Genomic DNA, 25649 nt, shown 5'->3' on the forward strand with positions numbered 1-25649 from the left:
CAGCAACGCTCAGCGCGCGAAGGTCCACCGGGTGGCGCCGTGCGGCTCCACGGTGGCCACGCCGACGGCGCTGTTCAGGCTGAGGCGGTAGACGTGCCAGGGTGGGGGGCCGGCGCTCGGCGCGCTGTACGGAGCGGTGAGCGCGTCGCCCGCCACGGTGGCCGGCCAGCCGCCCTCGCGGTAGACGGCCGCGATCCGGTCCAGCACTTCGGTGTCCGTGACCCGGTGGGCCTCGCCCTCCAGCACCAGGTCGATGCCGCGCAGGCGCACCGAGGTGCTGCACGCCGGGTTCACGGCCAGGTTGCGCGACTTGCGCGTGCCCGGTCCGCTGACGAAGTACAGCGCGTCGTCCACCCAGATGGCTCCGACACCCGCCGTGTGCGGGCGTCCGTCGGGCCGCACGGTGGCGACGAAGAACGTCAGGTCGGCCGTCGGCGTGTCGGCGGCCAGGATCTCACGCGGACGGCTCCACGGCAGCTCCGCGGACCCGTAGCGGTCGAGGTTGTGGGTCGAGGTCGGCTCGGTCATGGTGTTCGTCATACCCCTGCGACGAACGGGCAGGCCCTCGTCTCGACACCCGGGCCGGGAGAGTCCGGCGAGTTTCACACCATCGTGCGATCGAGGAAGTCGGTGATCAGCGGGGCGATCTCGGGCAGCCGGTCCTCCAGGGCGAAGTGGCCCGTGTCGAGCAGGTGGAGCGCGGCGTCCGGCACGTCGCGCAGGTACGCCCGCGCGCCCGCCTCGGTGAAGAACGGGTCGTTGACGCCCCACACGACCAACGTCGGCGGGCGGTGCTCGCGCAGCCACGCCTGCCAGTCCGGGTAGGCCGCGACGTTGCGGTGGTAGTCGTAGGCCAGCGCGAGCTGCGCCTGCTTGCGACCGGGCAGGTCCAGGAACAGCTGGTCGAGCAGCCACCCCTCCGGCGCGACCAGGGCGGGATCGGCCGTGCCGCCCTCGTACTGGCCGCGGGTCGCGTCGAGCGTGAGCAGGTCCGTGATCGTCCGCTCGCCGTCGGGCGAGTCCGGCGTGACGGCGATGAAGTCGCGCGCCGGCCCCGACAACCCCTCGGCGTAGGCGTTGGCGTTCTGCACGACCAGCCCGGCGATCCGGTCCGGCCGGCGCAGCGCGAGCCGGAAGCCGACCGGCGCGCCGAAGTCGAACAGGTACAGCGCGAAGCGGGTCAGCCCCAGGCGGTCGACGAAACCCTCGACGACCTCGGCGAGGCGGTCGAACGAGTAGGTGAACCCGTCGGGCGCACGCGTGTGCCCGAAGCCGGGGTAGTCGGGCGCGATGAGCCGGTAACGCGTGCCGAGTGCGTCGATGAGCCGGCGGAACTGGTGCGAAGCGGACGGGAAACCGTGCAGCAGCAAGAGGACCGGCGCGTCGGCGCGGTCCGGCAGCGACTCCCGGTAGAAGACCTCGACCCCGTTCACGTCGACGTGGCGATGGGCGACCCGAGCGAGCATGTCACATGCCTCCTTGGCGTGATGATGCGTTAGGTATAGCCGGGTTGACCTAATGGGTCAAGTGGGGTTGGTAGCATTAGCGACATGAGTGACACCGGCCCGCTCACCGGCGAACACCTGGCCATCGACCTCGTCAACACCCGCCCCGCGACCGGGGACGGCCGCGCCGACCTGCTCGACACCCCTCAGCGGCTGGCCGCGTGGCTGGCCCTGGAACCCGCGCTCCAGGCGGAAGCGGGAGGCGCCACGCCCACGGCGGCCGACCTGACCCCGGTGCGCGCGGTGCGGGAGCACGTCGAGGCCGCCGTCCAGGCGCTGCTGCACGGGAACCGGCCGCCGAAGGCCGCCCTGCGCGGCCTGACCGAGGCGGAACGCGCGGCGCCGGCCGTGCGCGAGCTCGACTGGGACGGCGCCGCCGTCACCGCGACACCCCGGCGCGCCGGCCGACTCGGCGTCCGACTCGCCGCCCGCCTGGCCGAAGCCGCCGCCGACCTGCTCACCGACCCGGCGATCGGCGCCCTCAGGAAGTGCGAGGCCGACGACTGCGTGGCGGTCTTCCTGCCCGCGCACCCCCGCCGGCGCTGGTGCTCGCCGACGCGCTGCGGCAACCGTGCCCGCGTCGCCCGCTACTACCAACGCCACAAGGGCCGGACACCGTCGTGATGCCGAAGCGAGCCGTTGCGGCCCGCGCCGGCCGGAGCTATCTTGGAACGATCATTCCAAGATAGCGAGGCGGACATGCCGGACGTGAAGCACTTCGATCCCGAGTCGGTGCTCGACTCGGTGGAGGAGCTCTTCTGGCGACGGGGCGTGTCGACGACCGGCGTGCAGGACATCGTGTCGGCGACCGGCGTCAACCGGTCCAGCCTGTACGCGACGTTCGGCGGCAAGCGGGAGCTCTACGTCGCCGCGTTGCGCCGCTACGCCGACCGGCGTTCGGGACCGGTGTTCCGGCGGCTCGCCGAGGACGAGCGCGGGCTGCCGGCGATCGCGGACTTCTTCCGCGGGTTGATCGGGGTCCGCTGTTCCGGCGAGCACGCCCGGTGGGGCTGCATGGTCACCAACGCGCACGCCGGCGCGGAGCACGACGACCCCGACGTCCAGGCGGTCCTGCACGACCACCACGACCGCTTGCGGGCGGCGATGTGCGCGGCGTTGGAACGCGCGCGGGCCGCCGGCGCCCTGCGGCCCGGCGTGGTGCCCGAAACGTCGGCCGACGTGCTCGCGCTGCTGGCCTACGGGGTGAACGTCCGCTCCCGCGCGGGAGCGGCCCCGGAAGCGCTCGGCGACACCGTCACGGCCGTGCTCGACTCACTGGCGAACCGACCCGAGGAGATCCGCTGACATGGTGCAGTTCACCGTTCACGACGAGACCACCGCGCCCGAGGAGGCCCGCCCCGCCCTGGAAGCGGGCAAGCGCCGCCTGGGTTTCGTCAGCTCGCTCAACGGCGTGATGGCGGAGTCGCCGGAACTCCTGGCCGGCTACAACGCCCTGGCCGAGCAGTTCGGCAAGTCCTCGCTGTCCGGGCCCGCGAAGCACGTCGTGTGGATCACCACGAGCGTGCTGAACGGCTGCGAGTACTGCGTGGCCGCGCACTCCACGATCGCGCTCAAGTCCGGTGTGGACGAGGAGACCGTGCAGGCCCTGCGCGCCGGCAAGCCGGTGTCGGACAACGCCCTGGAGGCCGTCCGCGGGCTCACCGAGCGGGTGGTCACCGACCGGGGCTGGGTGGGCGACCGGGAGATCGAGGAGTTCCTGGCCGCGGGCCACACCCGCCGTCAGGTGCTGGACGTGATCCTCGGCGTCGGGATGAAGACGTTGTCCAACTACACCAACCACATCGCGCACACGCCGCTGGACCCGGCCTGGCAGGCGCAGGAGTGGAGGCGGGACGCGGTCTAGGAGGCTCCGCGCCTGGCGGGGGCCGGGTGCGCGCCGGCGGGATCGGGTGTGCCGGTGGGGCCGGGCGTGCGCCCGGCCCCACCGGCGTGTCGACGCCTGGCCGGAGCACGAGCGTCGCCGGCGCGATCACGGTGTGGGTGGATACCGTTGAGCGCGGTGCTGTCCGGTGGTCAGGAGCGTGCACGGGACTTCGACGTGGTGCCCTGGTCACCGCGGAGGTGGCGCTGGTCTTCCTGACCGGACTGGTGATCAACGCGGCGAGCGAGCACCTGCCGAAGTGGATGACCATCTCCTGGGTCGTGCGGCCGGTGCTGGTCGCCGTGCTCGGCGTGACGCTCGTGGCGGTGAGGTGGCTTTCGGGCCGGACCACCCCGGTGCGGCCGTCCACCTCAGCAACCTGGGCGTCGTGCTGAGCGAACTGGGGCGGCCGGAGCAGGCGCAGCCGTTCCTGCACCGGGCGCTGGCCCTCACCGAGGCCGCTTACGGGCCGCACCACCCCGCCGTGGCCGTGCGGCTGAACAACCTCGGCCTCGCCCTCCACGACCTCCGCAGGCCCGGTGAGGCGTTGCCGTTGATGCAGCGGGCCCTGGCGATCACGGAAGCGGCCTACGGCCCGGACCGGCCGATCGTCGCCCTCAGGCTGGACGACCTGGGGCTGGTCCTGCGCGAGCTGGCGCCCGAACGCGGCCAGGAGGCCGAAGCCCTGCACCGGCGTGCCATCACCGAAGCCGCGCACGGGCTCGACCACCCCGACGTGGCGAGGGCGCTGCACAACCTGGCCGCGGCGCTCGTCGACCGCGGCTACCCGCTCGACGCGCGACGGCTGTTCGAACGCGCGTTGGCGGTCAAGGAGGCGGCCTACGGCCTCGACCACCCCGAGGTCGCGAGCACGTTGAGCGATCTGGCCATGGTGCTGCGCAGGCTGCACAGCGCGGTCGACGACAGCCCTGCTGGTGAGGGCGGCGGCCCTGCTGGAGCGCTCGCTGGCGATCAGCGAAGCGGTGTTCGGCGGCGACCACCCGGTCATCGCGGTCCGCCTCGGCAACCTGGGCCCGGTGCTGAGCGACCTCGGCCGGGCGGACGAGGCGAAGTCGCGGCACGAACGCGCGCTGGCGATCGCCGAGGCCGCCCACGGCTCCGACCACCCCGACGTGGCCAAGCACCTGGACGGCCTCGCCGGCGCCTGGCAGGACCAGGGCCACCCCGACGAGGCCATCCCGCTGATGGAGCGGGCGCTGAAGATCACCGAGTCGTGGCACCAGGGCGACCACCACGACGTGGTCACGAGGTTGACCAGGCTGGGCCTGGCCCTGAGCCGCCTGGACCGGGAAGAGGAGGCCAGCCGGCTGATCAACCGCGCCCGCGCGATGCGGGAGCGACTGCCGGCCTGACGCGCGTGGCCGACGCCGCTCCCGCGCAGCAGTCCGGCCGTCCGTGCCGGATGTCGGGCACGTCGTCGACCAGCTGCCAACCGAGCAGGGACAACGCGTCGGCGGGCCGTGGGCGGCCGTCACCGCCCTTGTCGCAGAACGTCCGCTTCGTGATGACGTCCTGGCGCAGCACCACGGCGTTCCGGCTGTCCTCCTCCAACAGGGACAGGTCGTGATCACCGGATTCGAGCACCCAGCCCACGTGCCGCGCGTCCCGCGTTTCGACCCGCTCCAGCGGAACCCACGCCGGGGAGCCGTAGCTCGGGGTCGTCCAGCTCACCACCGCCCACGGCGCGAGCACGGAGACGGACATGAACACGCTGAACGCGACGGCCGCGAAATCCACGCCCCTGAGCACCGCGGGCAGCACGTGCACGTCGTACCCGACCCAGGCGAACAAGCTGAACGCCGCGAGCAGCACCGACCCGATCGTGACCGGCAAGGCGGCCGTCTCCAGCCGGGCGACCGAGGAGTGCGCGCGAGTCATGCCGCATTCTTCGGCCGGCCCGGCTGGAGCGGCAATCGCCGGCCGGGACCTTCAACCGTTCGTGCCGTTCCGCCCGCGCCGCGGAGCTCGCCGCTACGGCAACGTCGGCCCCAGGTAGGGGATCTCCGTGCTGGACGCCACCGCCACCGGCAGCTCGTCGCACAGCGCCGTCGCCACCGTGAGCAGCACGTTCTGCCGCGCCTCGACCGGGGCGCTGAGGTCCTGGTTCATGCCGACCGACGCCTGGCCGCCCAGGTCGGCGGTGTGCAGGCTCCACGTGTGGTAGCCGGGCACGTCGCCGCCGTGGCCCCACCAGTCCGCGCCGCCGCACGGGCTGGACAGGTGCATCAGGCCGAGGCCGTAGCCGAACGGCCCGAGCGCCTCCGGCCGCACGTCCCGCATCTGCGCCAGCAGGTCGGCCGGCAGCAGGCGCCCGCCGAGCAGCGCGCCGAAGAACCGGTTCAGGTCGTCCGCGGAGCTGACCACGTTCCCGGACGCCCACAGCCGCGACCACACGTACGTCGTCACGTCGGTCAACGGCGCCTGCTCGCCGTAGAGCCGCTCGTAGCCGTGCGCCGCCGGGTACGGCAGGAAGGGCTGGTAGCTCGGGAACGACGTGTCCCGCAGGTGCAGGGGCCGGAAGACGCGCCGCTCCAGCTCACCGGCCAGCGAACGGCCCGTGATCCGCTCGACGAGCAGGCCGAGCACCGTGTAGCCGGTGTTGGAGTACGAGAAACCGGCGCCGGGAGGGAACAGCAGCGGCACGCCGTCGGTCGCGAGCCGCACCAGCTCCCTCGGCGCGAAGCTCTCCCACCGCTTCGTGTCGATCTCCTCGGGCGTCTGCCAGTGCGCGATGTCGCGCGGCACGCCGCTGGTGTGCCCGAGCAGCTGGCGGACGGTGATCGGCTCGGCGTACGGCAGCAGGCCGGGCAGGTGGTCGGCGATCGGGTCGTCCAGCCCGAGCCGCCCCTCGCCGACGAGTTGCAGCACCACCGTGGCCACGAACGGCTTGGTCACGCTCGCGACCCGGAACCGGCCGCGCGGGTCGGGCGCCCGACCCGTCCGCAGGTCGCCGACGCCGGCCGATCCGCGCCAGGCCACCGCGCCGTCCACGACGGCCGCGTACGAGCCGGGCACGCCCGCCGCCACCACCTGCGCCAACGCGTCCCCCACCGGCGAGTCCCGGCTCGCCCGGGCACCGGACACCGATCCGGCGACGAGCGCCGCCACCACCCCGACCACGACCCCTGCGCGCTTGATCCCCATGCCGCCAGCGTGCCCGAACCGACCTCCGGCCGGCCACCCCCCGTTCAGACGTGGCCCCGCAGCCGGGACCAGGCCAGCACGACGTGGACCCGGTCCGGCACGCCGAGCTTGCCGAGCACGTTGGAGACGTGGACCTTCACCGTGTAGCGGCTGATCGCGAGGCGTCGCGCGATGTCGTCGTTGGCCAGGCCCTCCGCGATCAGCTCGCACACCTGCCGTTCCCGGGGCGAGAGTCGTCGGACGGCCTCCAGCAGCGCCCGGTCCTCGGCGGTCGGCATGGCGGGCCGGAACGCCGAGATCATCCGGGCGGTGGCCTCGGGAGCCAGCACCGCCTGACCGGAGGCGACGATGCGGATCCCGTCGCGCAGGCGTTCGCTGGGCGCGTCCTTGAGCAGGAAACCGCTGGCGCCGGCCTGGAGCGCCGCGTAGACGTAGCTGTCCAGGTCGTAGGTCGTCAGGATGAGGACCCTGGTGCGGCCCGCGATCCGGCGGGTCGCCTCGATCCCGTCGAGGACCGGCATCCGGATGTCCATCAGCACGACGTCCGGCGCGTGCCGGTCGACCGCCGACACCGCCTGGCCGCCGTCCGCGGCGACACCGACCACCTCCAGGTCGGGCGCCGCGTCGATGAGCTTGGTCAACGCCTCGCGGAGCAGCTGCTCGTCATCGCAGACGACTACGCGGAGCACGTCGCGCTCCGGGCCGGGAAGCGCGCCCGCACCTCGTACCCGCCGTCGACGCCCGGACCGGCGGTCAACGTGCCGCCGACCAGCTCGACGCGTTCCCGCATGCCGACCAGACCCAGCCCCGTCCCGGCACGTCGGGTCACCGCCGGCCGCCCGTTCGACACCACGACCGACAGCTGGTCGGACGCGTAGGTCAGGGACACGGTCGTCGCGACCGGCCCGGCGTGCTTGATCACGTTGGTCAGCGCCTCCTGGACCACCCGGTAGGCGGCGTGCTCGATGCTGGCGTCCAGCGGGCCCGCGTTGCCTTCGCGGACCACCGTGACCTGCGGGCCGCTGCCGGGCATGCCGCCGACCAGCTCGTCGAGCCGGTCGAGGCCGGGCGGCACGGTCAACGGGTCGTGATCGGCGTCGGACAGGCTCCGGCGCAGGATGCCGAGCAGCCGGCGCAACTCCCCGAGGGAGTTGCGGCCGGTCTGCGCGATGCGGTGCAGGGTCTCCCGCGACTCCTCGGGCGTCCCGGTCTCCGCCGCCGCGGTGGCGTCGAGCACCATGGCCGTCACGGCGTGGTTCAGGATGTCGTGCAACTCCCTCGCCAGAAGGGCGCGTTCGCGCGCCGCCGCACGATGCTCGATCTCGGCGCGCTCGGCCTCCAGCTCGAGGATCCGCGTCCGCTGCCGGCCGCCGAGCCACCCGCTCAGCAGGAAACCGACGAACATCACCGCCACCGACGCGATCCCGATCACGGCGATCCCCGCCGGAGCGCCGCCGGTGATGCTGAAGAACATCCCGACCGCCAAGGTCGCCAGGCCGATCGCCAGCCCGATGCGCTGCTGCGCGGGCCTTCCCCACGTGCCGAGCGCGGACGCCGCCACCAGGAACGCGACGAAGATCTCCGCGTCGACCGCGACGAGCACGCCCTCCAGGCCCATCACGACCAGCAGCACGGTCAGCGGGAACCGGCGGCACCACGCCAACGCGACGGACTGCGCCGAAGCCACACCCAGGACGGTCCACACCGATCCCTCGTCCGGACCGTCCAGGACCAGCAACCACGCCGCCGTCAACGGCAGCAGGACCAGCAGGCCGTCGCTCAGTCGTTCCAGGCCGGCACGGCCGACCGCCGGACCTTCAGCCACCTGCGGGTCAGCAGCACCAGCACCACCGCCCACGGCGCCATGCCGACCACCCAGCTCAGCGCCGCCGGCGGACCGGGCCTCGGCCCCGCCGCGACCGGCAGCGTCCCGGTCGACGTCCCGCCCGGTCCGTGCACGGTGAACTCGAAGCGCCACAAGCCCTCCTCGGGTAGTGCGACGACGTCCAGACCCCACGCGTGCCGTGCCAGCGGGTGCCGCTGGAGCTCCATGTCGGCCTCGCCGTCGAGACCCACGATGCCCAGGGCCGTCGGTTCCCCTGACGGCGTGATCGCCCGGAGGGTGCCGGAGCGCCCCTCGATCCCCCCGGCAGGCTCGAACGTGAAGTCTAGCGACCGCCCGGCGCGCACCGGCCAGTCCGTGAACGAGGCGGTCAACGTGCCGGCGCCCAGCGGGACCTGCTCGCTGTGCACGACGGTGAGCGTCGACGCCTGTGCGGTCGCGCCGGGCGCGGCCATCAGCGCCACCGCGGCCATCGCGCCGAGCACGGGTCGGAACCTCATCACGCCTCCTTCGGGGCGAGCCGGCGCATCAGCGCGGCCGACTGCCAGCCGAACCTGCCGGCGATCGCGCCGAGCGCCGTGACGACCAGCGCCGCGAGCAGCGGGTTCGTGCCGACCTCGTCGAGGAGCAGCTGGGAGATCACCACGGCCAGCGCGATCACCGCGCCCAACACCGCCATCGCGGCGCTCGGCGAGGTGCCGCGCCGGCGCGCGACCGCCACCGAAGCCGCGCCGAGGGCCGCCAGGAGCGGGAACACCAGCGGCATCGCCAAGGCGAGCAGCGGCACGCCCAGCGCGTTGTCCCGGAGCGGCTGGCCGATGCTCTCGGCGTACCAGCGGGTGGCGAACGGCGGGAAGAAGAACGTGGCCGCGTGCACCCCGACGAACAGCAGCCCGAGCGCCGCCACCCACCGCCCGCTCCGGGTGATCCCCGCGATGGCGCACAGGGTCCACGCGGCCACCGCGCTGCCGCCGAGCACGGTCAGGCTGACGCCGAACGCGTCGCCGTCGAGCACGATCGAGCCGGCCGCGACGCCGAACGCGCCCGCCGCCACCAGGCCCCACCTGCCGGACGTCGTGTCGCGCAGCGCGGCGAAGGCCATGACCACCGCGACCGCCTGCACCTGCATCGCGAGTTGCAGGCTGAGGTGCGACGGCGTGCTGTCCAGGAGGTCGAACCCGTAGACGGTGTGCCACCACAGGTCGGTCGCGCCGTAGAGCAGGTGCCCCGCCGCCCCGAGCCCGGCGACCAGGAACGCCACCGGCGCGCGGAAACCCAGCACCGGCACGCCCGGTCCCGCCGCCGCACCACGGCTCGGCAGCACCACCGCGAGGCTGGTCAGGCCGATCAGCGCGGAGCCGAAGTAGAACATCAGGTGTGGCGCGGTGAAGAAGGTGTCGGGGCCGACGTCGACGTGCCACTGCCCGTCCCACCCCACCCCGAGCCACAACGAGCAGAACCCGGTCAGCAACAGCCAGGAGCCGACCACTTGTCGCTTTGGTACCACCACAACTCCTATCCCACGGTGATGTCGAAGGTCACGATCTCGTCGTCGGCCCGCACGGTCAGCACCCACGGGCCCGTCATGGAGAAGAACTCGCCGGTGGCCCGGAAGCGGCCCGGTCGTTCTCGTTCCGCGACGACTTCCGGTGTCATGTGCCCCATCCGGGGCATCGTCGCGTAGAGCGACACCGCCGCCACGTCCACGGCGACTTCCACTTGCGCCGCAACGGTTCCGGTGCCCACTTGGTCGAGCAGCACGGTCACGCCGTCCTGGCCGAGCCGGACCGGGGCCGCGTCGGGCGAGGACGTGAACGCCAACGCCGCGACCGCGACGACGGCCATGACGACCGCGAGGGCGAGGAGGACCGACCGCCTCATCGGGCGTCCCCGACCTCGACCACGTACGGGACCGTCACGATCCGGAGGTCCTCGACGTACTGGAGCCACGCGAAGTACCGGCCCGGTCGGGGGAAGCTCAGCGTGAAGCGCAGCACCGGGTCGTGCCCGGCCACCGTGCCGTCCGACGAGGCCGACATGGCGCCCTGTTCGTGCACGTGGCCCAAGAAGCCGCCCGCCTCGTCCCGGACGATCAGGTGCCCCGCCATGCCCAGCCACGGCTGCAGGCCGGTGCGGCCGGTGTCGACCTCGATGGTGGCGGGACGGCCGTGCGGGAACGTCCAGGCGGCCGGTGCCGCCGGTGCGGCTGATGCGGCCGGTGCGGTCCCGCCGATCTCGAACGTGCCGGAGACCAACTGGCCGCCCGCGTCCGCGCGCTCGAACTCGGTGTGCGCGAGGTACCGGCCGGGCCGGTCGGCGGCCAACCGGACCTCGACCCGTCCCGGAGCCGTCCGCAGCGGGTGGACGTGGCGGAAGAAGCCGCCGTCCTGGCTGGTGACGACCAGGTGCGCGAGGGCGGCGTGGTGCACCGCGAGGTCGTCCACCGGCAGCCCGGTCGAACCGTCGACCAGGTCGAGCCGCAGGGTGAACTCCTCACCCACGGCCGGACGTGCCGGCGTGGTGGACAGGAAGCCCTGCGCGTGGGGACGTCCCGCGTCCCGCTGCTCCGCCCGGAGTCCGGGCGACACCACTGCGACCGTTGCCGCGACGACCGCCACCACCACGCCGACCCCGCCGAGCGCGAGCGCCGTCGTCCGCCTGGACCTGGCGCCCGCAACCAGGGCCGCCGCCAGGAACAACCCGGTGGCGCCGAAACCGCCGTACACCACCAGTTCCCAGGTGGCGGGCTTCGGCGCCCGCACGAGGAACGGCAGGGCCGAGGACTCGGCCGCCGTTCCCAACCGGAGTTCGTGCGCCCCGGTCTCCCGGACGTCCAGCACGACCGGGTAGGTGCCGGCGCGATCACGTCGCAGCAAGACCTCGCCCGCGCTGTCCCCCACCGCGACGTCGATCGCGAGGTCGCGCACCGGCTGGTGCGCGACGAGGTCGACGTGCAGCGGACCCGGCACCTCCGGTGTCCGCCTGATCACGACGGTGAGCTCGACGCCCCCGATCGTCTGCGCCAACCGGACGTCGGAGTCGGCGCCGACCACGTGCGCCGCCGCGGGCGTGGCGGTGACCAGCAGTGCGAACGAGATGCCCAGGACCCAACGGATGAACACCGCACCGACGTTAGGAACCGGACGGCGGCGGCACATAAGGCGCGAGTAGCGACTCCACTAGTGCCGGAGAACTACGCCGGGCGGCAGGGGTGCGCCGACACGCGCCGGCCATCGCGTCAGTCGAGGCAGAACTCGTTGCCCTCGACGTCCTGCATCACGATGCACGACTCCTCGACACCGTCGGCGAGCATCGTCCGCACGTGCGCCGCGCCCAGCTCGATCAGCCGTGCGCACTCGGCCTCGAGCGCGGCGAGGCGCTCCGCACCCACGAGCCCGGTGCCCGCCCGCACGCAGAGGTGCACCCGGTTCTTGACGACCTTGCCCTCGGGAACGCGCTGGAAGAACAGCCGCGGGCCGACACCCGTGGGGTCGACGCAGGCGAACGCGGCGCCTTGGCTCTCAGCGGGCAGCGAGCGGTCGTACTCGTCCCAAGTGGCGAAACCCGCCGGGGCCGGCGGCACGACGTACCCCAGCACCTCGCACCAGAACCGGGCGACGCGCTCCGGCCGCGCGCAGTCGAAGGTGACCTGGAACTGCTTGACCGCCGTCATGGGACCACCATAGTTGCGCGTACGGTCGCCGTCGCACGGCGGTGGGCTCGGCCGCGCCGGCCCACCGCCGCCCCCGCTACGGCACCAGCATCGGCTGGTCCAGGACCCACAGCCACGACCCGTCCGGCTGGCGACGGGCGATCTCGACGGTCATCTCACCGGTGGTCAGCGTGGACATCGTGAGCGCCAGGTCGCCGTTCACCAGCGCCGGGTGCTGCCGCCCCGGCGTGAGCACCGGAGCGGCGGCGACGAACTGCTCGTACACCTTGCGGATCTCCGCGTGCCCGGTCGCGAGGTTGCCGGGCGGGAACGCCAGCACGGCGTCCGGCTCGTACAACGCCACCAGTCCGTCGACGTCGCCCGCGTTGCCCCGCTCGATGAAGTGCTTGCCCAGGTCGTTCGGCTCGACGGCCGCGTTCTTGCTTGTCATGCCGTTGAGCCTCCAACCAATACACGACACCCTGTGTCATGTATTCCGCTAGAGTTTCCGCGTGCGCGCCGACCGGTTGGTGTCGCTGGTGCTGCTGCTGCGCCGGCACGGTCGGCTGTCCGCGACGGCGCTGGCCCGCGAGCTGGAGGTGTCCACCCGCACCGTGCTGCGGGACATCGAGGCGCTGTCGGCGGCCGGCGTCCCGGTCTACGCCGAACGCGGCCGGCACGGCGGTTTCGCGCTGCTGCCCGGCTTCCAGACCGAGCTCACCGGGCTGAACCACGACGAGGCGCTCGCCCTGCTGGTCGCCGGGTCGCGGCGCGGCGCGCAGGCGTTCGGCCTCGGCTCGGCGCTCGCGTCGGCCATGCGCAAGATCGTCGACGCGCTGCCCGAGAGCTACCGGGCCACCGCGGCCGGCGCGGCCGAGCGGTTGCTCATCGACCCGGGCACCGACCTGCTGTCACGTCGGGTGGTCGCCGAGGAGGTGCCGGACGCCGTGGTCGCCGAGGTCCGGCGCGCGGTGTTCGCCGGGCACAAGCTGCGCATCCGCTACGCGGCCGTGAACCAGGACGCGAAGTGGCGAACGGTGGACCCGATCGGCCTGGTCACCGTCCGCGAGCAGGGCTACCTGCTGGCCACGAGGTCCGGCCAGGACCGCACCTACCGGCTGTCGCGGATCCAGGCCGCGGAGGAACTCGCCGAACCCGCGCAGCGACCGGACCGGGTCGACCTCGACCGGGCCTGGCAGGAGCGCGGAACGCGGTTCCGGGCGGGCGGCGACCAGGTCACCGTGCTGGTGCTGCTGAACCCGGCGCGGCGGGAGGAGCTGGTGGGCACCGCGCTCGCCGTCCTCGCCGAGGACGTCGACGCGGACGGCCGGTTGCGGATGGAGGTGACCTTCCAGGACTCCTGGCACGCCGAGTGGGCGTTGTGGCGGCTCGCCACGAACGCCGAAGCCCTGGCGCCGCAGTGGCTGCGCGCGGTCCTGCGCGACCGCGCAGTCGCGATCGCGACCCGCTACGGAGCACCGTCCTCCGGGATGCCGTCCTGAGGGGCGGCCTCGGGCGAGATCAGCCGGGTGACGCGGGCGCGGCAGGCGTCCTGCATCGGCAGCTCGTGCTCGACGTGGACGCGGCGGCGGGTGGTGGTGACGGCGACCCCGCGCAGCGGGTGGCGTCGGTCTGCCGCCAGGGACACGTGGTCGACCACGTCATCCGTGCCCGCGCCGATCCGGATGCGGTCGAAGTGCGCGGGCTCGCCGGCGCGTGCGTGAACGCGGCGGGGGCCACCCCGGCGGGGATCGACACGATCTTCTCCACGCCGCGCCCGACCATGCCGTGGCGCGGGTCGAGCACGATCGACAACTCGTCGAACCCGTCGGCCGGCGCGGTCGCTCAACCGCGGCACAAAGCCGCACGTCGGGCACGCCTGGTTCGGTCGTCCCCGGCCGCGCCGCGGACCATCGAAGCGGTGAGATCCGGCGGGAACCGGTATCCGGGGATCCGCGCGCCGCGCTCCCCACCGGCCGCGACGGGCAGTGCCCATTCCTCGGCCGACGGATTGGTGTTGTCGAGCCCGGCGTCGAGCGCCTCGCCGATCAGCCGCAACTGCCGTGCCTGCCGTCGCCGCGCATTCGCGAATGCGTCCTTGCCGACGTGCACGTGCGTGCCCGCCGGCACCGTGCGGCAGAAGGTCGTCTTCCCCGACGCCTGAAGTGCGATCAAGATCGCGACCTCGGTCACCGGGCAATGCCGTGCGGCACGCCCGCCGCGCCCGACGGCACACCTCATTAACTGTCCACAGTGGACATATGCTATCGGTATTCCGCGCGAGTTGCTCCCATCGGAGGGATGGTGCGACAACCACTTGGCGTCCGATGAAGTCCCGTGATAAAGATTCCAGGCCCTGCTGACGCACTGGTATCCGGCAGCTCGCCCGCACCAGAGGAATTGATGGACCAACAAACACTCGCGGTGGCGTTCTGGTTCCTGCTCGCCATCGTGCTGATCGTCGTGTTCCTGCTGGCACGCCAACGGCGGACGACCCGCGCGTTACGACTCCGGGCCGAGGAGGTCGAGGCCCGGGAGCGGATCCGCGCCGAGGAGGAGCGGCACCTGGTCGACGCGCGGCTGCCCGCCCTGGCGGAGTCGCTGAACCACCGGCCCGTCGAGGTGCCCGGCCCGAGGCACCCGCGGGTGGCCGAGGCGCACGAGCCGGTGTTCGCGCTGTTCACCGACTCGGTCCGGCAGGCGAGCGCCCGTGGCGAGCAGTCGGCCCGCGCCACGCTCAAGGCCATGATGCGCGCGGTGCAGAGCCTGTCCAACGAGCAGCAGGTCGCGATCTCCGCGATGCAGGACCGGCACGACGACCCGGACGTGCTGGCCGGCCTGATGCGGATCGACCACATGAACTCCCAGCTGAACCGCCGGGCGCAGGCCACCGCGGTGCTCTGCGGCTCCTGGCCGGGGCAGCAGCGGTCGGCGTCCTCGCTGACCGACGTGGCGCGCGGCGCCACCTCGCGGATCCGCGACTACCTCCGGATCAACGTGCCGGCCGAGTCCGACGTCGCGGTGGTCAGCCGCGCGGTCGAGCCGGTCGTGCTGACCGTGGCCGAGCTGCTCGACAACGCCGCCCGGCACTCGCCGCCCAACACCAGCGTCGAGGTCAACTTCCAGCAGGCGCACAACGGCATGGCCGTGATGATCGACGACGGCGGCGTCGGCATGACGGTCGAGGAGCTGCAGCGCGCGGCCCGGCTGCTGGCCGGCGACGGCGGCAACGACATCAACCGGCTCGGCGACCCGCCGCAGGTCGGCTTCGCGGTCGTCGGCGTGCTGGCCAAGCGCTACGGCTTCCGCGTCTCGGTGGACACGCGCTCGCCGTACGGCGGTGTCCGCGCGGTCGTGTTCCTGCCGACCGAGCTGCTCACCCGGGTCAGCAAGCCGGCCATGCCCGACAACGCCGTGGCGCTGCCGCCCGAGCGGCAACCGGTCCCGCCCGTCGACCGCGCCGAGCCGGAACGCACCCCCGGTGGCCTGCCCAGACGGCGGCGGACGCAGACCGTCGACCAGGCCGCGCCGCCGGCCGTCACGACGCCGACCGAGCCGCGGATCGCGACCGGGCTGGCCGCCTGGAAACGCGGTACCGATTCGGGCCGGGCCACCACGCCGCCTGTCGCCGGAGGGCACACCCAGGCTTGACTTCCGCCCCTCCCCGGGGGGATGCCCGTCGGGTTCGCGCCCGGCAGTTCCTGCTTCTTCTCCCGAGGGAGGTTGTGACGGTTGCCACGCCGACTAGCGTCGGGTTGGTCTGACACCGTCTCCACGAGCGGTGACCACCGGCCCGGCGGCCGGGGTGCCGCGCGCGGCGTCGCGATCGTGCCGTGCTCCGCACCCGCAGGTCCAGACCCGGACGTGCAGCGGCAGGCGGTCGCGGAGCCGTCCGCGGGCCGAGCAGGTCGTCGAGCCGGGCAGCCGCCGGTCGACCACGACCAGGTCGCAGCCGTACCACCGGCACTTGCACTCCAGCATCGGCCGCGGGTCCGACCAGTCCGCGTCGGAGATGGCTCGGGCCGACGACCGGTTGCACGGCCTGGTGCGGACCGCCAGGCCCTCGATCACGACCAACCCGAACGGGCGCAGCACCTCCACGTCCTGCGCCGAAGACGCAGACACGCGGTACCGGAACTCCCGCTTCACCACCGACCCCGACGACACGTCTCACCCACCGACACCACAGCCGCTGAGCCATCCCACGGGTTTCAGGGCGACGGTGTCCTCCTCGGCGTGGACGCCGAGGTATCCACAGGACAGGAGCCCAGGTGAACACATTGGGTTGGATGCTCGACGACGCCCTGAAGATGCCGGAGACGCGGCACGCCGTCCTGCTCTCGGCCGACGGGCTGCTGATGGCGCACTCCGCCGGCATCGACCGGGACGACGCGGAACGGCACGCCGCCGCGATGTCCGCGCTGCAGGCGCTGGCCCGCGCCACCGCCGAGTTCTGCGGGCAGACCAGCGAACAGTGGCAGCAGACGGTCAGCGAGTTCGTCGGCGGCTACGTCTTCCTGGCCGCCGCCGGTCCGGGCGCGTACCTGGCCGTGTCGGCGACCGAGCAGGTGGACATGGAAGCGGTCTCGTTCCGGATCCAGGAGCTCGTCCAACGGCTGGGCAAGGAGCTCACCAGCCCGCCGCGACAGGCAGGACCCACGAGCCCGCCGCGGCAGGACGCGGGCAGCCCGGCGTGAGCGGCGACAACGGCGGAAAGCGCCTGCGGGGGCTGGTGCGACCGTACGTCGTGACCGGCGGCCGGGCGCACGCCAGCCGCAACACCCTCGACGCGGTCACGGTCGTGATCGCCACCCGCGAGCAGGTCTCCGGGCTGTCGCCGGAGAAGAAGCGGCTGATGGAGCTCTGCCGCGGCGGCGCGCTGTCGGTCGCCGAGATCGCCGCGCACCTCTCGCTGCCGATGAGCGTGACCAAGGTGCTGCTGTCCGACCTGGTCGACAGCGGCCACATCGCGACGCACGCCGCGGTCTCGCACGCCGCACGCCCGGACATGGAGCTGCTGAAGGAGGTGCTCGATGGCCTCCGCGCTCGCCTCTGACGGGGCGGCCCCTGCCGGCGTGTACTTGCGCGACACCGTGCGGACGGCGGTGAAACTGCTGGTCGTCGGCCCGTTCGCGGTCGGCAAGACCACCTTCGTCGGCACCCTCTCGGAGATCCGCCCGCTGCGCACCGAGGAGACGATGACGCAGGCAGGCGCCCTCGTCGACGACCTCGCCGGGGTGGACGGCAAGGGCACCACCACGGTCGCGCTGGACTTCGGCCGGCTGACGCTCACCGACGAGCTGGTGCTCTACCTGTTCGGCGCGCCGGGCCAGCAGCGGTTCACCAGGATCTGGAAGGACATCGCCCACGGCGCGCTCGGTGCGCTCGTGCTCACCGACACCCGCCGCCTGGAGCAGTCGTTCGAGGTCATGAGCCTGCTGGAGGAGCTCGGCATCCCGTACGCGGTGGCCGTCAACGCCTTCGACGGCGCGCCCGCGTTCCCCGGCGAGGAGCTCCGGGACGCCTTGGACCTGCTGCCGGAGACACCGCTGATGTTCTGCGACGCCCGCGACGCGACCTCGTCCACGGAGGCGCTCGTCACCCTCGTCGAGTACCTGTTAACCCGCAACCAGGAGAACGCGTGACCTCGCAAGCCGCCCCCGGGCAGGCATGTCCCGCACACCACGGCCGGATGCCCCTGCACGGCCCCGAATTCGCCGCCGACCCGGCCGCCACCTACCGGGCCCTGCGCGAGCACGGGCCGGTCGCGCCGGTCGAGCTGGCGCCCGGTGTGCCCGCCAACCTCGTCGTCGGCTACGCCGCGGCCCTGGAGGTCCTGCGCAATCCCAGCGCGTTCCCCCGCGACCCGCGCCGCTGGCAGGCGAAGATGCCGCCGGACTCCCCCGTGCTGCCGATGATGATGTACCGGCCGAACGCCCTGTTCACCGACGGCGCCCAGCACGCGCGGCTGCGCGCCGTGGTCACCGACAGCCTGAGCCGGGTCGACCCGAACGCGCTGCGCGGCCAGGTCGAGCGGACCGCGGACCTGCTGATCGCGCGGTTCGCCGGCAGGGGTGAGGCCGACCTGCGCGGCGAGTACGCGAAGCTGCTGCCGCTGATGATGTTCAACCACCTCTACGGCTGCCCGCCGGAGCTGGGCGACCGGCTGGTCGCCGCCATGAGCTCCATCTTCGACATGGTCGACCCGGAGCGGGCCAACGCCGAGCTGACGCGGTGCCTGGTGGAGCTGGTCGCGCTCAAGCGGCAGCGCCCCGACCACGACATGCCCTCGTGGATGATGGCCCACCCGGCCCGGCTGACCGACGAGGAGCTGATCCACCAGCTCGCGCTGCTCATGGGCGCGGGCACCGAGCCCGAGCAGAACCTGATCTCCAACGGCATCCGGCTGCTGCTGACCGACGACCGGTTCGCGGGCGACCTCTCCGGCGGCAGCCTGCCGGTCGAGGAGGCGCTCGACGAGGTGCTGTGGACCGACCCGCCGATGGCGAACTACTCGGCGAGCTACCCGCTCGAGGACACCGACTTCGCCGGAGTCCGGCTGCCCGCCGCCGAGCCGGTGGTGATCAGCTTCGCGGCGGCCAACAACGATCCCGCGCTGGCCGGCCAGCAGCGCTCCGGCAACCGGGCGCACCTCGCCTGGAGCGCGGGCGTGCACGCCTGCCCGGCGCAGCAGCCGGCCCGGCTGATCGCGTCGGTGGCGATGGAGAAGATCCTCGACGCCCTGCCCGACATGCGCCTGGCCGTCCCCGTCGACGAACTGGTCTGGCGGCCGGGCCCGTTCCACCGCGCGCTCAGCGCGCTCCCCGTGCGTTTCACCCCGGTAGCCGTGCCCGTCCGGCCCGACGAGTCACCTGGAGAAACCCGTTGGAACGTGCAGCCGACCCCATCGTCCTCGACCCCACCGGCCGTGACGTCCACGCCGAGTCCGCCGCCATCGCCGCGCGAGGGCCGGCGACCCTGGTGGAGCTCCCTGGCCAGGTTCGCGCGTGGTCGGTGACCAGCCAGCAGGCGCTGCGCGACCTGCTCGGCGACCCCCGCGTGTCGAAGGACGCCCGACAGCACTGGCCCGCGTTCGGCACCGGTGAGATCTCCGAGGACTGGCCGCTGCACCTGTGGGTCTCGGTGCAGAACATGTTCACCGCGTACGGGGGCGACCACCGTCGCCTCCGCTCGCTGGTGTCCAAGGCGTTCACGGCGCGGCGGGTGGCGGCGATGCGGCCGTGGATCGAGCAGATCACCGACCGGCTGCTGGACGAGCTCGACGCGGCGGAGCAGCCGGTCGACCTGCGGGAGCGGTACGCCTACCCGATCCCGATCGAGGTCATCTGCCAGCTGTTCGGCGTGCCCGCCGAGGCGCGGTCGGAGCTGCGGACGGTGGTCGACGGCGTCTTCGACACCACGATCACCGCCGAGGCGGCGCAGGCGAACGCCGTGCAGCTGTACGGGATCATGCACGAGCTGGTCGCGGCGAAGCGGGAGAACCCCGGCGACGACCTGACCAGCGGCCTGATCGCGGTGCGCGAGGACGACGGCTCGAAGCTGGAGGAAGCCGAACTCGTCGACACCCTGATCCTGGTGATCTCGGCGGGGTACGAGACCACCGTGAACCTGCTCGACCAGGCGATCACCGCCCTGCTGACCCACCCGGAGCAGCTGGCCGCGGTCCGCGCGGGCACGAGCGGCTGGATGGACGTGATCGAGGAGACCCTGCGCTGGCAGGCCCCGATCGCGAACCTGCCCCTGCGGTACGCCGTGGAGGACATCGAGGTCGGCGGCGGCGTCGTCATCCGCAAGGGCGAGGCGATCCTGGCGGCCTACGCGGCGGCGGGTCGGGACAGGTCGGTGCACGGCGAGACGGCCGACGAGTTCGACATCACCCGGGCCGACAAGACCCACCTGGCGTTCGGCCACGGCGTCCACTACTGCCTGGGCTCACCCCTGGCGCGGATGGAGGCGGAGATCGCGCTGCCGGCCCTGTTCGCCCGGTTCCCGGGGATCGAACTGGCGGTGGCGCCGCACGAGCTGGAGCCGGGCCAGTCCTTCATCTCCAACGGCCACCGCTCCCTGCCCGTGCGGCTGAAGTAGCGCGGGACCGGGGCGCGTCACCGCTCGTGACGCGCCCCGGTCCGGTCGACGGCCTCCCAGTCGCCGAGCGGGTCCCAGTGCTCGGCGTAGCGCAGCAGGGATCGGGCCAGGTCGGGATGGGTCGACGCCCACGCGGTGTCGAACAGGTACCACTGCTGGTACCCGAACGAGTCGCCGCAGTGCATGGCGAGTTGGACGAGGTGGTCCGCGACCCGCAGCAGGGAGGCTTCGGGACGCCGGTGGTCGGAGTACCGCGCTGCCTCCACCACCTCCACGGCACGGCGGTGCGCGGCGCCGTGGTCGGCCGGCAGATCGGGCCAGGGGTCGGCGTTCAGGTTGAAGCCCGGCCACCGGTTGCAGCGGTCGAGGGCGGGGCCGAGTGCCTCCTCCTCGGGGGCGACGAGCGCTCGGAGCACCAAGAGCTCGGGTGGCCAGTCGTCGCCACCGGGCCTGGTCGCCGTGCGCAGGTGTCGGCCGAGTGCCGGCAGTTCGACGCCCGGGAAGAGCACCGGTCGGGGGCAGGCCAGGCTTTCGCCGTCGTAGAAGGTGAAGAACACCGCGTAGGTGTCGGTGTCACCCTCGCCGACGGGACCGACGGGTGTCACCGGCACTGTCACCGGCACGTCCGGGACGAACGGCCGCGGCACGCCGGCCCGGTCCGGCAACGGCAGGCCCTCGTGCAGCGGGTAGGCCAGGCGGTCGGGCGCGGCGGCCACCACGTCGTCTTCGAAGAAGAAGTAGGCCAGTTCGACTTCGTCGTCGTCCGTGCGCACCCGGAGGCCGCGTTCGTCGAGCCGGATGTAGTCGCTGCCGCCTTCGACGTACAGGTGCTCGTGCAGCAGCACGCGCAGCTGCGCGGTGGACCCGGGCAGGGGCAGGTCCCGCTCGCGTGCCCGGCGGAAGATCGAGTCGAGACCGTAGACGTCCACGCCCAGCTCGTCCTCGACCCACGTCGGCGAGTCGCTCACCCAGCCCCGCCGGAACCAGGCGAGCACCGTCTCGTCGGGCAGCCGGCGCACCAGCTTGCTCGATGGCCCCTCGTAGTGGGACCGATACATGAAGTACACAGCCGAACCGTACGGCCGACCGGCGCCACCGCGCGCCAGGATCGGCGAGTTCGTGCTCGTCAAAGGCCTGCCGGCGCTCCGTGACACAATCGGCCGCGTGCAGATCGGGACGCTGGGGCCATTCGGGGTTCGCACGGACGACGGCGTCTTGGCCGACGTGCCGGGCGCGCGGTTGCGCGGGTTGTTGATCGCCCTCGCGCTCGAACCGGGTCACGTGGTCCCGAAGTCCTCGCTCGTCGACTGGATCTGGGGCGAGAACCCGCCTGCCGACGCGGCGAACGCCTTGCAGCGCCTGGTTTCCCGGCTGCGGAAGGTGTTGCCGGAGGGTTCGGTGGAGGGGCAGCCGCACGGCTACCGGTTGGTCGTGGCGCCCGACGCCGTCGACGCCGTCCGGTTCGAACGCCTCGTCACGCGGGCCCGCAACGAGGAGGGCTCCCAGCGCGTGCGGCTGCTGCGCGAGGCCCTCTCGCTGTGGCGCGGCGCGGCCATGCAGGACGTCGGCCTGCCGGACAGCGAGGCGTTCGACGCGGCCGTCACCCGGCTCGAGGGGCTGCGCCTGACGGCCATGGAGGACCGGTTCACCGCGGAGGTCGACCTCGGCCACGGCGCGGACCTGGTCCCGGAGCTGACCGACGTGGCCGCCGCGCACCCGATGCGGGAGCGGTTCGCCGTCGCGCTGATGCGCGCCCTCGTCGCGGCCGGCCGCGACACCGAGGCGCTGCTCGTCTACGAGCGCACGCGGGAGGCCCTGGCCGACGCGCTCGGCGTCGACCCCTCACCGGAGCTGTCCGCACTGCACGTCGCGCTGCTGCGCGGCGAGGTGGGCCGCCGCGAGGAGGAGAACCGGAAGACCAACCTGCGCGCCGAGCTGACGAGCTTCGTCGGCAAGGACGACGACGTCGCCGTGGTCCGCGGGTTCATCGCCGAGCAGCGGCTCACCACCCTGATCGGACCGGGCGGCTCGGGCAAGACCAGGCTGGCCGCGGAGACCGCGCGCACGCTGCTCGACGACCTTCCGGACGGCGCCTGGCTGGTGGAGCTCGCGGCGATCGGCGCCGACGGCGACGTGGCGCAGGCGGCACTGGCCGGGCTCGGTCTCCGGGACGCCCTGCTCGGCGACACCTCGAACGCGGAGCCGACGGACCGGCTCGTCGCCGCGCTCCGCGACCGCGAGGCGCTGCTGGTCCTGGACAACTGCGAGCACGTGATCGAGTCGGCGGCGGCGTTCGCCCACCGGGTGCTCGGCGAGTGCAGGCGGCTGCGGATCCTGGCCACGAGCCGGGAACCGCTCGGCATCACCGGTGAGGCGTTGTGGCTGGTCGAGCCCCTCAGCTTGCCGGAGGAGGGCGCCGACGCCGACGAGGTCGAGGCGTCACCGGCCGTCCGGTTGCTGCGCGACCGCGCGAGCGCGGTGCGCAAGGACCTCGCGGTCGACGCCGACACGTCGGCGACGATGGCGCGCGTCTGCCGGGCGCTGGACGGCATGCCGCTGGCGATCGAGCTGGCCGCGGCCAGGCTGCGCACCATGTCGCTGGACCAGTTCGCCAACCGGCTCGACGACCGGTTCCGCCTGCTGACCGGCGGCAGCCGCACCGCGTTGCCGCGGCACCGGACGTTGCGCGCGATGGTCGACTGGAGCTGGGAGCTCCTCACGGACGCGGAGCGGATCGTGCTGCGCAGGCTCTCGGTGTTCTCGGGCGGCGCGAGCCTGGAGGCGGCCGAGCGCGTCTGCGTCGACGAGGCGGTCGAGCCGGACGAGGTGCTCGAACTGCTCACCACGCTGGCCGAGAAGTCGCTGCTGGTCGCCGCGGGCGACGGCACGCCGCGCTACCGGATGCTCGGCACGATCAAGGAGTACGCCGCCCAACGCCTCGCGGAGGCGGGGGAAGCCGACCTGGCGCGTCGTGCGCACCTCGCCTGGTTCACCGAGCTCGCCGAGACCGCGGAACCGCAGCTCCGCCGCGCCGACCAGTTGACGTGGCTCGCCGTGCTCAAGGTCGAGCACGACAACATCGGCGCCGCGATGCGTGGCGCGCTCGCGGCCGGCGACGCGCGCGGCGCGATGCGGCTCGCGGCGGGCGCCGGCTGGTACTGGTGGCTCGCCGGGCACAAGTCCGAGGGCATGGAGCTGATCCTCGAGGCCACCGGCACACCCGGCGAGGTGCCCGACGACGTCCGGGCCATGGTGTACAGCCTCATGACGATGTTCCTGAACTCCGGCCTCGGCGACGAGCACCAGGCCGCCGAGTGGATCCACAAGGCGTACGAGGTCAGCCGGCGACTGGAGCGGGGCAGCCCGATCCTGGCGCTGGTCGTCCCGTTGGAACGCATGGTGCAGGAGCCGGGCTCGTTCCTGCCCGCGTGGGAACCGTTGCTGGACAACGAGGACCCCTGGGTGCGCGCGCTGGCCCGGCTGCACCTCGGCAAGATGCGGGTCATCCTCGGCCACGGCGGGCGCGAGGCGGACGCGTACCTCGAGACGGCGCTCGCCGAGTTCCGGGCCCTCGGCGAGCGGTTCGGGATCTCGTTCGCCCTGACCTCGTTGGCGGACCGCATCGCCACGCGCGGCGAGTTCGCCGCCGCGTGCGAGTACTACGAACAGGCTGCGGCCGTCGTCACCGAGATCGGCGCGACCGAGGACGTCATCCGGATGCGGTCGCGACAGGCCCAGCTGTACTGGCTGATGGGGGACAAGGATGCCGGCGAGGCCGCCATCGCCGAGGCCGCGCGGTCCGCGGCACGGGTCACCTGGCCGGACGCGCTGGCCGAGCTGGCGCTCGCGAAGGCGGAGCTCGCGCGGTGGACCGGCGACGCCGGTGAAGCACGCCGGCAGCTCGACATCGCGACGACCTCGTTGGGCGACAACGCGGAACGACCGTACATCCGCGCGATCACCCAGGACCTGCTCGGCTACCTCGCCGATGACCTGAGCGAGTCACGCGCCCACCGCGCGGCGGCCTGCCAGGCGGTGTCCGAGGCCGGGCACCCGACCATGGTCGCGCTGGTGCTCGTCGGGGTCGCGGACCTGGCCCTGCGCCAGGGACGGCACGAGCAGGCAGCCCGGCTGCTCGCGGCGAGCGCCGCCGTTCGCGGGCTCCCGGACCGCTCCAACCCGGACGTGGACCGGATCGAGCAGAGCGCGCGCGGCCACCTCGGCGACGCGCGGTTCGCCGAGGCGGCTCGGGAGGGCGCGGAGACGAGCTGGTCGGAACTGGTGACTGCCACGCTCGACTCTTGAACGTGGCCGTCTGGCGGCGGCTCTCCGACGAACGCGATGCCGACGCACGGGGCGGCGATCGCGTCGAGGGTCAGCCCGCCGCACGCCGGACGATGATGTCGCCGTGCCGCGTGCGGGCGTGGACGGTGACCTTGTCGTCGAACGCGGCCAGTTCTTCTTGCGGCGCAAGGGAGTTGCGCACCGTTCCGCGCTTGCTCTCGGCGTCCACCCGGGCCGCGGTGCCCACGCCGATGCCGACCTCGATGTCGCCCGAGCGGTTCGACAGCTCCGCCTGACCGCGGGTCAGCCGGCCGATCCGGATGACGCCGCCGCCGGTCCTGGCGGTGACGCTGCCGTCGGCGCGGTCGACGTCGAACCCGCCGCTGCCGCTGCTCAGGTCCAAGTCGGACGCGGCGTGGCCGATCCGGGTCCGGCCGCCCGAACTCGACACCCTGACCGCGCCCCCGACCTCGTCGATCCGCGCCGCGACCACGCCGCCGTCGATGTCGACGCGCCCGGCGACGTGGCCCACCGAGACCTCGCCCGCCGAGATGTTCGCCCGCAGCGCGTCGACGCGGTCCAGCTCGACCCGGCTCGACGCCGTGTGCAGCTCGCACTCGCCGAGCGGGCCGTCGGCGTGGACGGTCGAGTGCGCCAGGTACGTGACCAGGCTGGAGCCCGCGGGCAGGTCCATCGCGATGGCGACCGAGCCCGTCGCGCGCCCGGAGACGGTCGTCTTGACCGACAGCCGGCCGCCGGCGAAGTCGACCCTGGTCTTGTCCGCCACCTCGACGTCCGACCTGCTCGTCGGGTCGACGGGTTCGACCAGCACCGCGGTGTCGGTCCGGTCGCTCGCGGTGACCCGCACCCGGGCGCCGACGACGACGACGGTGGCGGCGATGGGTCCCGGGGTGGTGAAGGAAGGCATGACGACTCTCCTCTGGTTTCCGTGCTCGGTTCGGTGGGGGTGGAGCGTCGCCGGTCGAGCAGCGCCCGCAGGGACCTGGTCAGCAGCTCGTCCACGCCGTGTCGATCGCTGAACTCATGTCGGCGACTATCGGCAGCCGATCTGTCAGACCCCTGACACGACCCTGACACCGCGACTGACACGGGCCCACCGAGCAACGGAGCGATCGTCACATCACGGTCCGGTGGACGGCACTCACCCGCCGCGACGATTTGACGACGTGTGATCAGCACAGGGGTGGCGCG

General features: G+C 73.0%; 30 protein-coding genes and 1 pseudogene. 14 read left to right on the forward strand and 17 right to left on the reverse strand.

Annotated elements, in window-relative coordinates; genetic code table 11:
* Positions 1 to 9: 9 nt before the first annotated feature.
* Complete coding sequence (locus AB0H12_RS04210; protein ID WP_499620696.1) at positions 10 to 528, reverse strand: pyridoxamine 5'-phosphate oxidase family protein; 519 nt, start codon at positions 526 to 528, stop codon at positions 10 to 12.
* Between the two features lie 74 nt (positions 529 to 602).
* Positions 603 to 1466: an alpha/beta fold hydrolase gene (locus AB0H12_RS04215; protein ID WP_499620697.1), complete on the reverse strand. Its 864-nt coding sequence runs from the start codon at positions 1464 to 1466 to the stop codon at positions 603 to 605.
* Between the two features lie 84 nt (positions 1467 to 1550).
* Here AB0H12_RS04215 and AB0H12_RS04220 point away from each other — a divergent pair, with 84 nt between their 5' ends.
* The 6 genes and pseudogenes from AB0H12_RS04220 to AB0H12_RS04245 all read left to right on the forward strand — a co-directional run bounded on the left by AB0H12_RS04220 (position 1551) and on the right by AB0H12_RS04245 (position 4760).
* Positions 1551 to 2129 carry a CGNR zinc finger domain-containing protein gene (locus tag AB0H12_RS04220; protein ID WP_499620699.1) on the forward strand — a complete coding sequence of 193 codons (579 nt, stop codon included), beginning with the start codon at positions 1551 to 1553 and terminating at the stop codon, positions 2127 to 2129.
* A 75-nt stretch (positions 2130 to 2204) separates the two neighbouring features.
* Positions 2205 to 2810, forward strand: a complete 606-nt coding sequence (locus AB0H12_RS04225; protein ID WP_499620701.1) for a TetR/AcrR family transcriptional regulator — start codon at positions 2205 to 2207, stop codon at positions 2808 to 2810.
* 1 nt (position 2811) lies between these two features.
* Positions 2812 to 3369: a carboxymuconolactone decarboxylase family protein gene (locus AB0H12_RS04230; RefSeq protein ID WP_499620703.1), complete on the forward strand. Its 558-nt coding sequence runs from the start codon at positions 2812 to 2814 to the stop codon at positions 3367 to 3369.
* 218 nt (positions 3370 to 3587) lie between these two features.
* Positions 3588 to 3782 (forward strand): hypothetical protein, encoded by a 195-nt coding sequence (locus tag AB0H12_RS04235; RefSeq protein WP_499620704.1) that lies wholly within the window; start codon positions 3588 to 3590, stop codon positions 3780 to 3782.
* Positions 3776 to 4282 (forward strand): annotated as a pseudogene (locus tag AB0H12_RS04240) (tetratricopeptide repeat protein); the annotation flags it as partial. The gene AB0H12_RS04235 and the pseudogene AB0H12_RS04240, both read left to right, overlap by 7 nt.
* Before the next feature lie 40 nt (positions 4283 to 4322).
* Positions 4323 to 4760 (forward strand): tetratricopeptide repeat protein, encoded by a 438-nt coding sequence (locus AB0H12_RS04245; RefSeq protein WP_499620706.1) that lies wholly within the window; start codon positions 4323 to 4325, stop codon positions 4758 to 4760.
* Here the strand turns inward: AB0H12_RS04245 and AB0H12_RS04250 are convergent.
* The 10 genes from AB0H12_RS04250 to AB0H12_RS04295 form a co-directional block, all read right to left on the reverse strand.
* Positions 4720 to 5286 (reverse strand): hypothetical protein, encoded by a 567-nt coding sequence (locus tag AB0H12_RS04250; RefSeq protein ID WP_499620707.1) that lies wholly within the window; start codon positions 5284 to 5286, stop codon positions 4720 to 4722. The two genes, AB0H12_RS04245 and AB0H12_RS04250, sit on opposite strands and share 41 nt — an antisense overlap.
* 93 nt (positions 5287 to 5379) lie before the next feature.
* On the reverse strand, positions 5380 to 6552 hold the full coding sequence (locus tag AB0H12_RS04255; protein ID WP_499620708.1) for a serine hydrolase domain-containing protein: 1173 nt from the start codon (positions 6550 to 6552) through the stop codon (positions 5380 to 5382).
* Between the two features lie 44 nt (positions 6553 to 6596).
* Complete coding sequence (locus AB0H12_RS04260; RefSeq protein WP_499620709.1) at positions 6597 to 7241, reverse strand: response regulator; 645 nt, start codon at positions 7239 to 7241, stop codon at positions 6597 to 6599.
* On the reverse strand, positions 7229 to 8377 hold the full coding sequence (locus tag AB0H12_RS04265; protein ID WP_499620711.1) for a sensor histidine kinase: 1149 nt from the start codon (positions 8375 to 8377) through the stop codon (positions 7229 to 7231). Before AB0H12_RS04265 ends, AB0H12_RS04260 begins: the two co-directional genes overlap by 13 nt.
* A complete protein-coding gene (locus AB0H12_RS04270) occupies positions 8332 to 8895 on the reverse strand; it encodes a hypothetical protein (RefSeq protein ID WP_499620712.1) in 564 nt (187 codons plus the stop codon). The genes AB0H12_RS04265 and AB0H12_RS04270 overlap by 46 nt, the downstream gene beginning before the upstream one ends.
* Positions 8895 to 9902, reverse strand: coding sequence for a hypothetical protein (locus AB0H12_RS04275; RefSeq protein ID WP_499620713.1), 1008 nt, complete (start codon positions 9900 to 9902; stop codon positions 8895 to 8897). The genes AB0H12_RS04270 and AB0H12_RS04275 overlap by 1 nt, the downstream gene beginning before the upstream one ends.
* An 8-nt stretch (positions 9903 to 9910) precedes the next feature.
* Positions 9911 to 10276, reverse strand: coding sequence for a FixH family protein (locus AB0H12_RS04280; RefSeq protein ID WP_499620715.1), 366 nt, complete (start codon positions 10274 to 10276; stop codon positions 9911 to 9913).
* Complete coding sequence (locus AB0H12_RS04285) at positions 10273 to 11517, reverse strand: DUF8832 domain-containing protein (RefSeq protein WP_499620716.1); 1245 nt, start codon at positions 11515 to 11517, stop codon at positions 10273 to 10275. Before AB0H12_RS04285 ends, AB0H12_RS04280 begins: the two co-directional genes overlap by 4 nt.
* Before the next feature lie 116 nt (positions 11518 to 11633).
* Positions 11634 to 12068 (reverse strand): VOC family protein, encoded by a 435-nt coding sequence (locus AB0H12_RS04290; protein WP_499620717.1) that lies wholly within the window; start codon positions 12066 to 12068, stop codon positions 11634 to 11636.
* A 76-nt stretch (positions 12069 to 12144) separates the two neighbouring features.
* Complete coding sequence (locus tag AB0H12_RS04295; RefSeq protein ID WP_499620718.1) at positions 12145 to 12498, reverse strand: YybH family protein; 354 nt, start codon at positions 12496 to 12498, stop codon at positions 12145 to 12147.
* 61 nt (positions 12499 to 12559) lie between these two features.
* Between AB0H12_RS04295 and AB0H12_RS04300 the strand changes: the two genes are divergently transcribed.
* The gene (locus AB0H12_RS04300; RefSeq protein WP_499620719.1) at positions 12560 to 13549 is read left to right on the forward strand and encodes a helix-turn-helix transcriptional regulator; all 990 of its coding nucleotides are present in this window, start codon (positions 12560 to 12562) and stop codon (positions 13547 to 13549) included.
* On the opposite strand, the gene AB0H12_RS04305 is transcribed toward AB0H12_RS04300, so the two are convergent.
* On the reverse strand, positions 13516 to 13707 hold the full coding sequence (locus tag AB0H12_RS04305) for a hypothetical protein (protein ID WP_499620721.1): 192 nt from the start codon (positions 13705 to 13707) through the stop codon (positions 13516 to 13518). The genes AB0H12_RS04300 and AB0H12_RS04305 overlap by 34 nt on opposite strands.
* Positions 13708 to 13892: 185 nt before the next feature.
* Complete coding sequence (locus AB0H12_RS04310) at positions 13893 to 14240, reverse strand: hypothetical protein (protein WP_499620723.1); 348 nt, start codon at positions 14238 to 14240, stop codon at positions 13893 to 13895.
* A gap of 210 nt (positions 14241 to 14450) precedes the next feature.
* On the opposite strand from AB0H12_RS04310, the gene AB0H12_RS04315 reads away from it, so the two are divergent.
* Positions 14451 to 15698 carry an ATP-binding protein gene (locus tag AB0H12_RS04315; protein ID WP_499620725.1) on the forward strand — a complete coding sequence of 416 codons (1248 nt, stop codon included), beginning with the start codon at positions 14451 to 14453 and terminating at the stop codon, positions 15696 to 15698.
* A gap of 93 nt (positions 15699 to 15791) precedes the next feature.
* Here AB0H12_RS04315 and AB0H12_RS04320 read toward each other — a convergent pair whose 3' ends face one another.
* Entirely contained in the window at positions 15792 to 16172 is a 381-nt protein-coding gene (locus AB0H12_RS04320) for a zinc ribbon domain-containing protein (protein ID WP_499620726.1), read from the reverse strand.
* A gap of 146 nt (positions 16173 to 16318) precedes the next feature.
* On the opposite strand from AB0H12_RS04320, the gene AB0H12_RS04325 reads away from it, so the two are divergent.
* From AB0H12_RS04325 to AB0H12_RS04345, 5 genes are read left to right on the forward strand one after another with little or no spacing between them, the layout of a single operon-like run.
* Positions 16319 to 16744, forward strand: a complete 426-nt coding sequence (locus AB0H12_RS04325) for a roadblock/LC7 domain-containing protein (RefSeq protein WP_499620727.1) — start codon at positions 16319 to 16321, stop codon at positions 16742 to 16744.
* Positions 16741 to 17103, forward strand: coding sequence for a DUF742 domain-containing protein (locus AB0H12_RS04330; RefSeq protein WP_499620729.1), 363 nt, complete (start codon positions 16741 to 16743; stop codon positions 17101 to 17103). The genes AB0H12_RS04325 and AB0H12_RS04330 overlap by 4 nt, the downstream gene beginning before the upstream one ends.
* Complete coding sequence (locus AB0H12_RS04335) at positions 17081 to 17692, forward strand: GTP-binding protein (RefSeq protein ID WP_499620730.1); 612 nt, start codon at positions 17081 to 17083, stop codon at positions 17690 to 17692. The genes AB0H12_RS04330 and AB0H12_RS04335 overlap by 23 nt, the downstream gene beginning before the upstream one ends.
* Complete coding sequence (locus AB0H12_RS04340) at positions 17689 to 19065, forward strand: cytochrome P450 (protein ID WP_499620731.1); 1377 nt, start codon at positions 17689 to 17691, stop codon at positions 19063 to 19065. Before AB0H12_RS04335 ends, AB0H12_RS04340 begins: the two co-directional genes overlap by 4 nt.
* The gene (locus tag AB0H12_RS04345) at positions 19002 to 20153 is read left to right on the forward strand and encodes a cytochrome P450 family protein (protein ID WP_499620813.1); all 1152 of its coding nucleotides are present in this window, start codon (positions 19002 to 19004) and stop codon (positions 20151 to 20153) included. The genes AB0H12_RS04340 and AB0H12_RS04345 overlap by 64 nt, the downstream gene beginning before the upstream one ends.
* Positions 20154 to 20170: 17 nt before the next feature.
* Here the strand turns inward: AB0H12_RS04345 and AB0H12_RS04350 are convergent, their stop codons facing one another.
* A complete protein-coding gene (locus tag AB0H12_RS04350) occupies positions 20171 to 21220 on the reverse strand; it encodes a hypothetical protein (protein WP_499620733.1) in 1050 nt (349 codons plus the stop codon).
* Positions 21221 to 21317: 97 nt separating this feature from the next.
* Here AB0H12_RS04350 and AB0H12_RS04355 point away from each other — a divergent pair, with 97 nt between their 5' ends.
* Entirely contained in the window at positions 21318 to 24458 is a 3141-nt protein-coding gene (locus AB0H12_RS04355; protein WP_499620734.1) for an AfsR/SARP family transcriptional regulator, read from the forward strand.
* A 70-nt stretch (positions 24459 to 24528) separates the two neighbouring features.
* On the opposite strand, the gene AB0H12_RS04360 is transcribed toward AB0H12_RS04355, so the two are convergent.
* Positions 24529 to 25365: a DUF4097 family beta strand repeat-containing protein gene (locus tag AB0H12_RS04360; RefSeq protein WP_499620735.1), complete on the reverse strand. Its 837-nt coding sequence runs from the start codon at positions 25363 to 25365 to the stop codon at positions 24529 to 24531.
* Positions 25366 to 25649: the final 284 nt, after the last annotated feature.

This window comes from Actinosynnema sp. NPDC023794 (genome assembly GCF_040639675.1).
Lineage (GTDB): Bacteria > Actinomycetota > Actinomycetes > Mycobacteriales > Pseudonocardiaceae > Actinosynnema > Actinosynnema luteola.

Excerpts from the sequence above, each read along its gene's own strand:
- AB0H12_RS04270 (WP_499620712.1), bottom strand. The coding sequence starts at position 8,895 with ATGAGGTTCCGACCCGTGCTCGGCGCGATGGCCGCGGTGGCGCTGATG.
- AB0H12_RS04335 (WP_499620730.1), top strand. The coding sequence starts at position 17,081 with ATGGCCTCCGCGCTCGCCTCTGACGGGGCGGCCCCTGCCGGCGTGTAC.
- AB0H12_RS04250 (WP_499620707.1), bottom strand. The coding sequence starts at position 5,286 with ATGACTCGCGCGCACTCCTCGGTCGCCCGGCTGGAGACGGCCGCCTTG.
- AB0H12_RS04360 (WP_499620735.1), bottom strand. The coding sequence starts at position 25,365 with ATGCCTTCCTTCACCACCCCGGGACCCATCGCCGCCACCGTCGTCGTC.
- AB0H12_RS04230 (WP_499620703.1), top strand. The coding sequence starts at position 2,812 with ATGGTGCAGTTCACCGTTCACGACGAGACCACCGCGCCCGAGGAGGCC.
- AB0H12_RS04315 (WP_499620725.1), top strand. The coding sequence starts at position 14,451 with ATGGACCAACAAACACTCGCGGTGGCGTTCTGGTTCCTGCTCGCCATC.
- AB0H12_RS04225 (WP_499620701.1), top strand. The coding sequence starts at position 2,205 with ATGCCGGACGTGAAGCACTTCGATCCCGAGTCGGTGCTCGACTCGGTG.
- AB0H12_RS04220 (WP_499620699.1), top strand. The coding sequence starts at position 1,551 with ATGAGTGACACCGGCCCGCTCACCGGCGAACACCTGGCCATCGACCTC.
- AB0H12_RS04210 (WP_499620696.1), bottom strand. The coding sequence starts at position 528 with ATGACCGAGCCGACCTCGACCCACAACCTCGACCGCTACGGGTCCGCG.
- AB0H12_RS04215 (WP_499620697.1), bottom strand. The coding sequence starts at position 1,466 with ATGCTCGCTCGGGTCGCCCATCGCCACGTCGACGTGAACGGGGTCGAG.
- AB0H12_RS04290 (WP_499620717.1), bottom strand. The coding sequence starts at position 12,068 with ATGACGGCGGTCAAGCAGTTCCAGGTCACCTTCGACTGCGCGCGGCCG.
- AB0H12_RS04295 (WP_499620718.1), bottom strand. The coding sequence starts at position 12,498 with ATGACAAGCAAGAACGCGGCCGTCGAGCCGAACGACCTGGGCAAGCAC.
- AB0H12_RS04255 (WP_499620708.1), bottom strand. The coding sequence starts at position 6,552 with ATGGGGATCAAGCGCGCAGGGGTCGTGGTCGGGGTGGTGGCGGCGCTC.
- AB0H12_RS04280 (WP_499620715.1), bottom strand. The coding sequence starts at position 10,276 with ATGAGGCGGTCGGTCCTCCTCGCCCTCGCGGTCGTCATGGCCGTCGTC.